10 protein-coding genes are annotated in these 13090 nt (G+C 54.3%); 8 read left to right on the forward strand and 2 right to left on the reverse strand.

The window, feature by feature from the left end:
* The first annotated feature begins 201 nt into the window (after positions 1-201).
* From DU506_RS19465 to DU506_RS19480, 4 genes are all read left to right on the forward strand, one after another.
* The gene (locus DU506_RS19465) at positions 202-972 is read left to right on the forward strand and encodes an endonuclease/exonuclease/phosphatase family protein (protein WP_114488525.1); all 771 of its coding nucleotides are present in this window, start codon (positions 202-204) and stop codon (positions 970-972) included.
* Positions 963-2168, forward strand: coding sequence for a cardiolipin synthase ClsB (clsB, locus tag DU506_RS19470; protein ID WP_114488526.1), 1206 nt, complete (start codon positions 963-965; stop codon positions 2166-2168). The genes DU506_RS19465 and clsB overlap by 10 nt, the downstream gene beginning before the upstream one ends.
* 19 nt (positions 2169-2187) lie before the next feature.
* A complete protein-coding gene (locus DU506_RS19475; RefSeq protein WP_114488534.1) occupies positions 2188-3165 on the forward strand; it encodes a lysylphosphatidylglycerol synthase domain-containing protein in 978 nt (325 codons plus the stop codon).
* A gap of 429 nt (positions 3166-3594) precedes the next feature.
* Positions 3595-4179 (forward strand): exopolysaccharide biosynthesis protein, encoded by a 585-nt coding sequence (locus tag DU506_RS19480; RefSeq protein ID WP_114488527.1) that lies wholly within the window; start codon positions 3595-3597, stop codon positions 4177-4179.
* Positions 4180-4278: 99 nt separating this feature from the next.
* Here the strand turns inward: DU506_RS19480 and DU506_RS19485 are convergent, their stop codons facing one another.
* Positions 4279-5586: an ATP-grasp domain-containing protein gene (locus DU506_RS19485; protein ID WP_114488528.1), complete on the reverse strand. Its 1308-nt coding sequence runs from the start codon at positions 5584-5586 to the stop codon at positions 4279-4281.
* Between the two features lie 391 nt (positions 5587-5977).
* Here DU506_RS19485 and DU506_RS19490 point away from each other — a divergent pair, with 391 nt between their 5' ends.
* The 4 genes from DU506_RS19490 (at position 5978) to DU506_RS19505 (ending at position 10531) form a co-directional block, all read left to right on the forward strand.
* Positions 5978-6943: a zinc-binding metallopeptidase family protein gene (locus DU506_RS19490; protein ID WP_114488529.1), complete on the forward strand. Its 966-nt coding sequence runs from the start codon at positions 5978-5980 to the stop codon at positions 6941-6943.
* A gap of 146 nt (positions 6944-7089) precedes the next feature.
* Positions 7090-8106 (forward strand): hypothetical protein, encoded by a 1017-nt coding sequence (locus tag DU506_RS19495; RefSeq protein ID WP_114488530.1) that lies wholly within the window; start codon positions 7090-7092, stop codon positions 8104-8106.
* A 74-nt stretch (positions 8107-8180) separates the two neighbouring features.
* A complete protein-coding gene (locus DU506_RS19500; protein ID WP_114488531.1) occupies positions 8181-9122 on the forward strand; it encodes a 1-phosphofructokinase family hexose kinase in 942 nt (313 codons plus the stop codon).
* Between the two features lie 95 nt (positions 9123-9217).
* Positions 9218-10531, forward strand: coding sequence for an ATP-grasp domain-containing protein (locus DU506_RS19505; protein WP_114488532.1), 1314 nt, complete (start codon positions 9218-9220; stop codon positions 10529-10531).
* Positions 10532-10535: 4 nt separating this feature from the next.
* On the opposite strand, the gene DU506_RS19510 is transcribed toward DU506_RS19505, so the two are convergent.
* Positions 10536-12965, reverse strand: coding sequence for a glycoside hydrolase family 65 protein (locus DU506_RS19510; protein WP_114488533.1), 2430 nt, complete (start codon positions 12963-12965; stop codon positions 10536-10538).
* Positions 12966-13090: the final 125 nt, after the last annotated feature.

The raw sequence follows: 13090 nt of genomic DNA on the forward strand, positions 1-13090 counted from the left end.
AATATTCAGACCGAACAGGGCGCGGTCCAGGGTATCTCCTGGCGCTACTGCACCCTGCTGCAACGCGGTGATGGCTACGGCTATCACCCACTACCCACAATCCAATCATAAAGGAGACGCGGACAGGGAACCCCGAGTCGTGCGGCGCACGAGGCGCTATCCCTCCCGGCGCTAAAGCAACCGGGTTTCCCGCGCAAAACGATGAGCGAGCAGGATGTGCACCACACAGCGAGCTTTAAAACACTGCATGTCATGACGCTGAATGTTCATAAGGGCTTCAATTTTTTCAACCGCCGCTACATCCTGCCGGAGCTGCGTGATGCCGTGAATACTCTATCGACCGATATGCTGTTTCTGCAGGAAGTTCTCGGTGAACATAAAGAACATGCCATGCGCTATCACGACTGGTCGGGTGTGACGCAATACGAATACCTAGCCGATAGCATGTGGCCGGATTTTGCTTACGGTCGTAATGCGGTCTATCCCGAGGGCGACCATGGCAATGCCTTGCTCTCCAGATTTCCGATTCGGCAGTACGAAAACAGGGATGTTTCCATTCACGGGACTGAAGAGCGAGGCCTGCTGCATTGCATATTGGATGTACCGGGCGAGGCCGATGTACACGCCATCTGCGTGCATCTAGGACTGCGCCAGACGCATCGCCGTGAGCAATTGGCGCTGTTGTGTGACTTGCTGGATTCGATACCGCCAAATGAGCCGGTCATCGTCGCGGGGGATTTTAATGACTGGCGTCTGCAAGCCAGTAAAGTGCTGGCTGAATGTAATCTGCATGAAGCGTTTGCCTCGCACTACGGGCAGTCTGCAAAAAGCTTTCCCGCACGCTGGCCCTTTCTACGCCTCGACCGGATTTATGTAAGAAATGCCTCTGCCCGCAACCCCAAGGCACTTTACCGCAAGCCTTGGTCACACCTCTCCGATCATGTACCGCTCATCGCAGAGATATGTCTGTGAATTTCAAATGGCAGGAAGGAAACCATGTCGAGTTATTGATTAACGGCAATCAATTCTTTCCTAGCGTATTCGATGCCATACGTACCGCTAGCTGGGAAATCCTGATCGAAACGTTCATTATTTTCAACGATGAAGTCGGAGAGGCGTTGAAAGACGCCTTGCTTGAAGCCGCGGCCAGGCAGGTGCGAATTGAAGTAACCGTGGATGGCTATGGTACAGCGGATCTCGATGCTGACTACATCGCGGAATTGAAGGCGGCGGGCGTCAACCTGTATGCCTACGATCCACGGCCGCGCTGGTTTGGCATGCGCACTAACCTGTTTCGCCGCCTTCACCGCAAGATTGTCGTAGTGGATGGTGAGGTGGCTTATATCAGCGGAATCAATTTCGCCGCTGACCATTTGCCTGACAAGTATCCAATGGGGAAACAGGATTATGCCGTGCGCGTGTGTGGTCCAATAGTGGAGGATATTCGCGCCGCTGCCAAGGCGCTGCTACTGGAAGACCAGGCGGTTCAGGAATTGCCGGAACTTACTCCGCCAACGTCCGCCGTTGGAAAGGCAAACATACTCATGGTCATTCGTGACAACACTAACCACAGTACGGACATCGAAGAGCAATATATCCTGGCGATTCGTTCGGCCACTACTCGCATAGTTATCGCCAATGCCTATTTTTTCCCCAGCTATCGTATATGGCGTGAACTAGGCAATGCAGCACGTCGCGGCGTCAAGGTGTCATTGATATTGCAAGGGAGGCCGGACAAGCCTTGGACTCGGCAATTATCCAGTTCGCTCTATAGTTATTTAATTGACGCCGGTATAGGCATATTCGAGTACACGGAGCGTCCCCTGCACGGCAAGATCGCTATCGTCGATCATGAATGGTCGACAGTGGGGTCAAGCAATCTCGACCCACTAAGTCTATATTTGAACCTGGAAGCCAATCTTTTCATTCGCGACGTCAAGTTCAATCAAGAAATACATGAGCATCTCACCGAACTTATCGATAAGAACTGTCAAAAAATAACCCCCAAAAAGGCTGGCAAAGGACATTGGTGGCGAGCCCCCTTGATGGTGGTTAGTTTCCATTTTCTGCGCCACTTTCCCACCATGGTGGGGTGGCACCCGGCACATGCTCCAAAGCTTAAATCATTACCCGTGGAGCAGACGAAAAAAAAGCATGAGCTGCGTTGAAGCCGCAATAGGCATTGATATGAGAACACCCGCAACCGACAAGACCCACACACGTAAACCCTGGCAATACTGGCTCAAGCGCGGCGTGACGCTGTTTTTCTTTATTCTGATTCCGATATTGCTGTTCTGGCTACTCAGAAATGTGGATTGGCCTACGGTGGTCGCAACGTTGCGAAGTTACAGCCCTTTGACACTTCTGGCCGGAGTGAGCATCACCGCCGCCAGCTTTATGGTATTCAGCAGTTACGACCTCTTGGGCAAGGCCTACACCGGCCATAAGCTTCCGGCCAAACATGTACTTCCCCTCGCTTTCGTCTGCTATGCCTTCAATCTGAACCTGGGCGCCTGGGTCGGTGGAGTTGTGTTGCGTTATCGTTTGTACTCACAACTGGGGCTGGGCGTAGGAACGGTGACCCGTATCCTGAGCTTGAGCTTGATCACCAATTGGCTGGGTTACATGCTATTGGCCGGCACCATATTCTCCTTGCGGCTGGTCCCCTTCCCGGTCAACTGGCAAATCGGCACCATGGGGTTACAACTGATTGGCTTCGGGTTGTTGGCTGCTGCCTTTGTTTATCTGGCTGCCTGTCGCTTTTCCAAACGCCGGCAGTGGAAATGGCGGCATCATGAAATCATTTTCCCCTCACTCCGGCTGGCATTGATGCAAGCTGTCCTGGGCGCAGTGAACTGGTCGTTGATGGCCTCACTGATCTATCTTCTGTTACCCGAGGATGTGTTTTACCCCAATATTCTCGGCATTCTGCTCATCAGTAGCATCGCGGGGGCAGTGACCCATATTCCTGCGGGTCTGGGCGTGCTTGAAGCAGTGTTTATCGCCTTGCTCCAACATCACGTGGCCACCACCGATGTGCTCGCCGCCTTGATTGGTTATCGTGCCATCTACTTTCTGTTGCCTTTGACCGTGGCTTGCGTCGTCTATCTAAGATTGGAACGCAAGGCTAAAAAAGCCAAGACGTCACTCCCGAATCGGAAGTGACAAACAGACAAAATCAAGAAAGAACCAACAAAAACAGATAGCTAACGGGTTCGACTTGCGCCACTAGCTCCTTGATGGTTTCTACTTTTAACTCTTACATGGCGCTAATGCCAATGCTGCTGGGGTATCTCTGCTTCGGGTTCGGATACGCCTGGCACGAATCCCCGCCAGCAACTGCAACGACAATTACCCTGTTCGAGCCCGTGAATGCCTGCTCAACGGCCAATGCTTGATAGCGATGGTCGATAAAGACATTAGGGATTTCTTTTCTGGAAACTCGTTGTTTTCTGGCTATCGTTCCGTAAAGTGCTGCCCTACGTAGGAAATGGCTTTGGATCTTCCAGACAGGGTCACCTCAAGGTCGCGATATAGGCGTCCAATCCCATCAATCCGCCCGTCAGGCGCTTGATTTCTCCATGGAGACCCTCGATGAATCAGCCGTTACAAAACCTCGAACAGCTGCTTGATCGAATTGGCGGATTGGCACGCAACAACGATCAGGTCTCGATCGGGATGGTCGTCGAGTCGATTGGCAGTCGTTCTTTTGGGCCGCTGTTGATGCTCATCGGTATCACGCTTTTTTCACCGCTGAGTGGCGTGCCGGGCATGACGATCTTCATGGCGTCGTTCGTATTGCTGATAGCAGTACAGATGCTGATGGGCCGAAAACAGTTCTGGTTGCCACATTACATCCTCGATCGCTCGGTTGGGCGCGGCAAACTGCAGAAGGCGCTGGACTGGCTCAGCAAGCCGGCGCAAGGCATAGATAGGGTTCTCAAGCCCCGGTTGACGTTTCTGGTGAATAATGGCGGCGACTACGGTATTGCCGCACTATGTGTCGTCGTCGGCCTGTGCATGCCGTTCATGGAACTGGTGCCATTTTCATCCTCGGCTGCCGGCCTGGCGCTGCTCACACTCGGGCTTGCGCTAGTGGTGCATGACGGGTTGCTGGTACTGCTTGCGCTTGCGATATTCGGGGCGACTTTCACGCTTGTCATTGTAAACATACAGTAATTCGTTTACCTGTTGCTGTTGCTGTGAGAGCCCCCCGGATACTGCCGCACATCGCTTTTCAGTCAGAACGTAGACAACATTTTACTTTGTCGAATCTCTCTAGACGTAGAAATCCAGTTCTTCCTGAGCTTTCAGCAGATCCCGCATCTTGATGGGATCGTCACCAAAGAAGAAAACCAGCCCCCAATGAGTGCCGAAGGCCGACCGGTCAGGAACCGTCTCTTCTGTCGGCTCATGCAATTCGTGTGACACGAAATAGGGATGTTCAATGGTTTCTTTGGGCATTTCCAACTTGCTGACCACACGACGCCTTGGATACACCCCGAAGCAACCTGCGTAGCCCTTGGCGTCGACCACTTCGCGGGGGAAGAAGTTATCGACTTCCTCTTTGGTGCTTTTAGGATCAAACACCAGCATCGACGCCTGGTAGGCATTGAAGCCGTAAGCCATCTCGATAAGCTCGAACGCCTTGAACCCGGGCGGACGGTAAGCGACCTCACCAAAGTACATCTCGCCGTCTGCAGTGACGAAGTACTCGGGGTGAATCAAGCCGAACTTGATATCGAACGTCTTGATCAGCAACTCGATCTGCTTGGTGATCGCATTGCGCCAGCTCTCGAGTTGCTCGGTTGCGGGCACGAACACCGAATATCCCAACGTTACATATTCAGAAATATTGAGGAACTTGATTTTGCCATCGTGAATCCAGGCCTCAACGGCGAACTCCCAGCCATCCAGATGACTTTCCATCAGCAAGGGATATTCTTCCGCCGGAATGGCGTCAATTTCTTCTATCTTGCGAATCATTCGATGGCCAAGGCAACCGGCCTTGTCGAATGCCTTGACGTGAATCGGGTCGTCCGGGTCGCCATCAAGTTTGAGCAGCGTCTGATTGACGCGCTTCATGAAGCGAATGATATCTTCTTTCTCGTGTGCCTCCTCGAAGATCCCGACGCGAATACCACCAAGCTGAGCACGGCGCTTCATCAGGGCCTTGTCACGGAACAGAATGGACTGCCCGTACATACGCGGACTGTCGAGGAGGACAGAGTTGATGGCACCGGACCACTCGACAGTTTCCTCGAATAGCGGTATGGCGACATCGACGCCTTCTTCCTTAAGCCTTTTAGCAATCTCCATGGACCGGTCATTCAACCGGGTAAAATCCCATGGGATGAAAGGTATGTTGTTTGCGGTGCAGAAATCAGCAGCCCAATCCGGAGCAACGACGATATAGCGGCGGTCGAATTTTTGCGCAGCCTTGATCGCATTGACGCTCCAGCCAAGTAGGGCAATGTAACCCTTGTTGGGATCCTTGGGGGTCTCGGTTCCTTTAACCGAGTCCATTTCCGGATCACGCCAGGCTGCTACGGCTTCGGGTAATTGCTTCTCTGATGTTATCGACATTCGATGTTCTCCTTGCTGGTTAACCCAGACTGGCTACGCCGACATTGGAGCGCACCAGGTAAATTGAGCCTCAGTCAATATTGTTTAGAGGCGGTTGAGTAAGCCAGCACTAGGGAAGTTTCAAGCGCACCCCACCCTATGACCAAGCTAGACGACTTCATTACAAATGGCAATTAAGCTGTAGGATTACTGATGAATGGCTGTAGAGGTTTTCTCGCTGCCAAGAGATTAGAACTTCTATAACTAATTTGATCATCAGGAACTACATATATCTGCTATATGAAAAATTGTGAGCTACCTTATTGACCAGCATAGCGTTGTATAAACGTCTAGACTTTTCAGGAATGTCGCTCCCACACTAAGTTTTCCTCTCTGATGAGATACCTGACTTATGCGAGTTTTTTCAAACCCGGTCGGTTCCGGTTCACTCTGGTTTGATAATCTGGTTACTGCCGGTGGCTTCCCGGTTGCTTACGACCCGCAGGCGCGGGCGTTCATTCCCGTACCGCCTTTCTGCGCTAACCGTGAGGTCATCGGTTGCAACTGGATCGCTCCTCAACAGGGTGCTTTCTGTCGATCTTGCGCCATGACGGCGCTGGCCCCCGACCCCTCGATCCCCAACGCAATCCCCAACTGGGCACAGACCGAGGCTGCCAAGCGCTGGGTGATCGATAATCTCGGTCGCTGGCATTGGTTCCGGCCAGAGGATCCTGGTGCGCCCCCGGTATTTCACATGCTTGCCGAAGGTGCAACCCCGGTACCCATGGGGCATGTGGGAGGAGTGGTGACAATCAGCGTGGCTGAGGCAGACCCGGTTCTAAGCACTACTCGGCGCGAGGCGTTGGAAGAGCCCTATCGCACCATGATCGGTCATATGCGCCACGAGATTGCGCATATGTTGTGGTGGCGCTTGAGCCTGCGTGATGACTTTCTGGATGCTTTCAGAGAGATGTTCGGTGACGAGCGCACGGACTACCCTGCCGCCCTGCAGCGTCACTACCATGACGGCCCGCCACCTGACTGGAGGCAAAGGTTCTTGACGACCTACGCCTCCGCACACCCCCATGAGGACTGGGCAGAAACCGCCGCACATTTGCTACACCTGACCGACATTACCGATAGCTTTGTCGCGGCAGGTTTATCCTCGCCGGAGTTGCCGCATCCGGGCTGGGACGCCTATGCCGAGCCGGATGCCGAGCGGCTGATCCATATCGCAGCGTCACTGGTTGCCGGGGTCAATCATGTCAACCGCTCCATGGGATTGTCGGACCTCTATCCTTTTGTGCTGTCCGATGTGGCACTGCGCAAGCTTGCCTTCGTACATGACTGGTTGCGCCGAGGTGCACAGGGCCGTTGATGTTTTCATTGCTACCGCGTTGCCATGGGTAATGTTGAAGCAAAGCAATCCGGTAGTGAAAATCGGGTATCACGTAAAACGCCAAATCCAAGTGCCAGTCGGCAAGAAGCTGATACTCAGTGAGTTATTACAGGAGGAAGTTATCTATGACGTCATCGGCAACCATTCAATTGCAGGTCGGCAATGCGATTCCGCCAGGTAACGAACAGGAGACCCGTGAGATCATCGAGTTCTGGCACCGGGCCAATGCCTTCTTCGCGAATCTGCGTTTTACCGCCCAGCGCCAGCTCAACGGATTGGCGGATTCCTACCGCGTCGGCCTGGACGCCAGAGAACTGATTGCAGCAATGGAAAACGCCAGGGACCAGTCTGGCTCGTTCTCCAGGCACCAATTGGCCCATGTGGACGACCCTGCCAAAGCCATCACGGCCAGACTAGTCGTTACCGTCTCTGCGGAGGATCACACCACGACGGAGGAAGAGAGTTACCAGGTGGCCACGGTTTTTATCCAGCAGCTGGTGATGGCGGTCAATCTGTTCAGACCCGGCGCCATCCAGCTTCTCGATACCCGCTTTGCCGGCGAAGGTGCCCACAAGTACGAGGCGCAGAATTACGATTCCAGAATTTATTACGGTGCCCTGAAAGCTTCACAGGAAAACCAGTGGCCCCCATTAAAAATGCTGTCCCTTGAAGAAGTATGGGGCTGGCTGGAAGGTACTGAAAGCAGCCGGACCGATACCGCCATAAAAAGTATCAACAAGGTGCTATTCACCCTGCTGAAAGTGGCCGAGCAGCGCCACGAATACAGCGCCAGAACGGCGCTGCTGGTGATGTATCAACTGGAAATACTGCTTGAGTGCCGGCAGGTCGACTCCCTGTCCGACCTTCGCCACCGTACCACCATGATTTTTGGCGATTTTCCCGAATCTGCCGGCTGCCTCTCGGAGTTGCATGAGGCCCGCAACGGTCTGGTCATGGCCAGCGTGCCGGTGCATCGCCCACCCTTGATCTGTCACACCACAGAGCATGCCCTTTGGCAACAGTCCGGGCAGCATCATTCCGCTGTAGAAACGGGCACGGCCCTTGTCCTGAGCCTTCTCCATGATCTTGTTGCCCACAAAGCACAGCGCTACCGGTTCTCAGAAACCATGGCCCGGGACTGAAGCGAACTGAAAAGCCCCGTTGGAGAATTGGAGAATGGAAGCTGTCCTATTTCGAGCAACTGGAGGAATGAGCTATGGGTAACGTAGCGACAGTGACGATGAATCCAACCGTCGACCTCTTCGCAGAAACCGGGGAGTTGGTGGAGAACGGCAAGACCCGCTGCCGCAACATCGCACATGAACCCGGCGGAGGTGGCATCAATGTAGCCCGTAACCTGCACCGATTCGGCGTAGATGTGGTGGCGATTCTCACCGCAGGCGGCCTGCAGGGTGAGTTGCTGAAACGACTCCTGGCCCGCGAGAAGTTTTCCGTGCATTGCGTCGACATCGAGGATGAGACCCGTCAAAGCCTTGCGGTCACAGAGAAGGCCAGTGGCAAGCTCTTTCATCTGGTTTTTCCCGGCCCCGAACTGCAGGAATCCGAGTGGCAGCGGTGCCTTGATACGTTCAAAGCACTGAAACCAGCGCCCGACTACCTGGTGCTCAGCGGCAGCCTTCCGGGTGGTGTGCCGGATGATTTTTACGGCAACCTGGCACGCTCGGCCGTCGATGGAGGAACCAGGGTGATACTGGATACGTCCGGCAAGGCCCTACCCCCCTCCGGTGGAAAGGGCATTTATCTCACCAAACTCAACTTCAGAGAATTTGTCGACCTTGGATATTCCGGTCCCGAGGACTACTCCAGCATTCTGGGGTCAATGGGGCAAATGGTGAACCAGGGTTTGGCCGACAACCTGATTGTCACTCTGGATGCTGACGGTGCCCTGCTTGCCTCCAGTGCGGGTGAGAAGCTTCACGCCCGCCCTCCCGAGACCCGAGTGATCAGTCACGTCGGCGCCGGAGACAGCTTCGTTTCTGCTCTGGTCTACCAGCTCGACTGTGGCAAAACGGTGGCCGAGGCATTCCCCTATGGTGTGGCCGCCGCTGCCGCCAAGGTCAGCACGCCGGGCAATCAGCTCATGGATCTCGAAAAGGTTGAATCCATCGTCGCAAAGGTGACGATTCGCATCAAATAAGCCCCATTATGTCTTCTCTATGCCTGTCTTCTATAATCCTGTAAGGATGTATTTCAAGTGCGAAACTTGGTTGGCATCAAAAGGAGTGGGAAAACATGGATCAACGTCAGAAAAATATATTCGTTCTTGGATATGATGAACGCCATGCTCAGGATCTCGTGAAGATACCCGATGCCGACGCCTTTTGCTTCCACCCGCTTTTGCGCACGGACGAAATAATACACCAGCAAAACTTCTACATTGATGACAAACTTGAAGAAGCGCGCAACGTCTTGCGTGGGTTCGACGGGACAGTGGACGCCATTATCTGCCACTGGGATTTTCCGGCCATGCCCATGGCGGCAATTTTATGCGCTGAGTTCGACTTGCTGTCGCCCTCTCTGGAGGCTGTACTCAAGTGTTCTCACAAGTACTGGAGTCGTCTCGAACAACAAGCAGTAGTGCCCGAAGCTACGCCGGGCTTCTGCGCTGTCGACCCCTTCGACGAAAATGCGCTTGACAAAATCACGCTGAATTATCCCTTCTGGATAAAGCCGATCAAGGGATATGGCTCTACCCTGGGGTTTCGCATCAACAATACGCGGGACCTTCATCACGCTCTGGAAATCATAAAACAGAAAATCAGACGCATCGGCGATCCCTTCAACACTTTTCTGGAAAAAGTGAATTTGCCACCTGAACTAGGCAATGTTGACGGTAATTACCTCATTGCCGAAAACTTCGTCAATGGTTGGGAGTTTGCCCCAGAAGGCTATGTACAGCATGGAGAATTTCATGTGCACGGCGTGGTGGACATGGTTCGGGACAAAAACCACAAGAGCTTCCTGCGCTATGAATATCCCTCTCAAGCGCCCCGCCGGATTCAAGATCGCGCTATTGAGATGGCCGAAAAAGTGCTCCGCCAGATCGGTTTCGACAATGGCTGCTTCAACATGGAATTCTTCTGGGACGAAGATAAAGACGCCTTATGGATTATCGAAATTAACCCTCGAATCTCCCAGTCTCATTCCTACCAGTTCGAGATGGTAGATGGTATGTCCAATCACGAGGTAGCAGTGCACGTAGCCTTGGGAGATACCCCCCAGTTTCAGCATCGCGCCGGTCCCTATAAGCATGCCGCAAAATTTCTGCTACGGCATTACACACAGCAGGATGCAGTCGTTGTCCTCACACCGGATGCCGATCAGCTCTTGCGTCTCGCCGAGTCTCAGCCCGATACGGAAGTAGTGGTCAAAGCACAGCAGGGAATGCGACTGTCACAACTCCCAGACCAGGACCCATACAGCTATGTTCTCGCAGAAGTGAATGTTGCAGGCAAAACCCAACATGAAATGCTGCAGCGCTATCGGCAGGCAATCAAGGAGCTGCCCTTTGAATTTTCACCACTGCCGGCTGGCGAGGAAACATAAAATCTCACGAGGGCTTCTCCTCATTGAGGCTGAAACGCTTCTGGTCCCCAGCACACATTTCATGTACCTGACCGCCAAAACCAACTCGAGCAGTGCGGGACCAGCCTCTCTCAAACCTGACAGTCATCGTTTCGTGGTCCAACTGGATGTGCAACCAATGCCACCGGTAGTGGACACAGAAACTCAGCTCTTTGAGCTCCTTCGGCAAACGGGGATTGAGCCAAAGTATCCCGTCACGCATTTCAATACCGGTATAGCACCGCTGCATCAGATCCACCGTGCCACCCATCGCGCCCAAGTGAATACCTTCCTGGGTGGTACCTCCCTGAACGTCGTCGAGGTCACTGGCAAGCGCTTCCTGGAACAAGCTCCAGGAGCGATCGCGGTTCGTTCTCGCCAGAACCCAGGCGTGGACAACCCGACTAAGGCTGGAGCCATGAGACGTTCGGTCGAGATAATACCCGACGTTTTCGGGAATACGGGCGGGATCGAAGTCATAGCCGAGACGGGAAAATATTTCGCTGAGTTCCTCGGCGGAAAAGAGAAAAAACAGCATTAATACATCGGCCTGCTTGGTGGCCTTGTAGCGATTCAAATCTCGACCTTCCGCTTCCAGAATACGATCAAGACGCTGGATATCACCGTGCTTCTCCCGCAATCTGTCCCAGTCCAGTTCCTCCAGGCTGTCCCAGCCCTCGAATTGGCTGATAAGTCCCGACGACTGGAAGGGGACGTACATCCGTTTGCTGACATCCTGCCAGCGAAGCAGGTCCTCGGAGGAAACATCCAGAAGCTGAAGGAGCTCTGCCTGCCGGTCCTCCCCCAGCATCTCCAGCATGGCGCAAGTTGTCTTCAGGACCCATGCGGCCATGACGTTGGTGTAAGCGTTATTGTCCAGGCCCAACTCTTCCCTGTCGGGATAGTGGGTATGAAACTCGTCCGGGCCCATGACGCCGCGTATTTCATAGCGCTCGCGGCCAGGATTATAGGTGGCGATACTCGCCCAGAACTGGGCGATCTCGATCAGCATCTCCGCACCGTACAGCGAGAGAAATTCCATATCGCCGGTGGCCTGAAAATACTGCCACACATTGTAGGCAATGGCGGCGTTCACGTGACGCTGTGTATGGGAGTTGTCGGGAATCCAGCGCCCCGATTTCGGGTTCAGGTGCAGAACCTGGCTCTCCTCCCGGCCATCACTGCCACTCTGCCATGGAAACATGGCGCCCTTGTAGCCGGCCCCCCTCGCCGCCCGGCGCGCCCAGTGCAGACGTTCATAGCGATAGAGCAGCAGGGCCCGGGTAAGCGCAGAAAGTCGTAAATTGAAATAGGGGAAGGTGAACAGCTCGTCCCAGAAGATGTGTCCGCGATAGCCCTCTCCGTGCAGCCCACGGGCGGGAATGCTCACGTCCCGCCTCGCCGTATGCATGGAGGCGGTCTGCAGCAGGTGGAAAAGATGAAGGCGAAGAACGGGCTGAGCATAGCTACACTCTTCGCCCACCAGCGTCAGATCAGCCCGGCGCCACAGCCTTTGCCATGCCCGTTGGTGCTGCTCGAGCAGAACATCGAAATCCGCGGCATGGCGGATATCCTCACAGGCTTCAAAAACGGGTTCACTGATGGCGAGGTCTCGGGAACTGTACAGGGACAGCACCTTCTCCACCCTGATCGGCCTGTTTTTTTCCGCCACAAGTGAGAGAGATTGACCAATCCAGTCCTGCTCCGACTGGGTGCGCCGCTCGACAGCGGCGGGTTCGTCATCCACCCAAACTCGGGTACGGACCGCCTGAACCATGCGGATTCGAGACTGCAAGGTGTTGGCAGTGAGAAAAATAGCCTCCTCCCCCACGTGCCCGGTCTGCTCCACCGCCAGATGCCTGCCATTGAGATCCCGGTAACGGGCCACTCCGCTATTGGTAACACGACCGTCGATGGCTGACTTCACCTCCACCGCTCCCGACCAGTTGAGGGGGGTTAGCACCCAGCTGATGGCGGCGATATGAGGGTCGTCCATGTGAACGATGCGCCGGGTTTCCAGTTTGAATTCACGGTCGTATCGATCCCTGAACTGAATGTTCCGATGCATGATTCCTCGGTAAAGGTCCAGCCAATGGGTGTAGTCGAGAAGCGTCACACTGGCCAGATCGAACCATTCCCCATCCTCGCAGCGAAAGGAAAGAGGCAACCAGTTAGGCCAGTTGACCAGATCCTCGTTTTCGATGATCTTTCCGCCGATTTCGCTTTCCGCGCGATCAAAGCCTCCCGCAAGATAGGTGCCTGGGTAGTGGCCCCCCCCGGCCGGGGATTCTTCCACCGCCCCCCGCGTTGCGAAATGGCCATTGCCGAGGGTCAACAGAGCTTCACGGGTGGGCTGCTCCGCCGGGTTCCACTCATGGTAGACCAGTTCCCAATCGCTGAGCGTCCTCTCTTTCATCAGATTTTGCGCGGGAAACCCGGTTGCTTTAGCGCCGGGAGGGATAGCGCGTCGTGCGCCGCACGACTCGGGATTCCCTGTCCGCGCCTCCTTTAGTGTTGAGTCGTGGGTATCTGGTGGTAGCC

Origin of the sequence: Vreelandella rituensis (assembly GCF_003336665.1) — a bacterium.
GTDB lineage: Bacteria > Pseudomonadota > Gammaproteobacteria > Pseudomonadales > Halomonadaceae > Vreelandella > Vreelandella rituensis.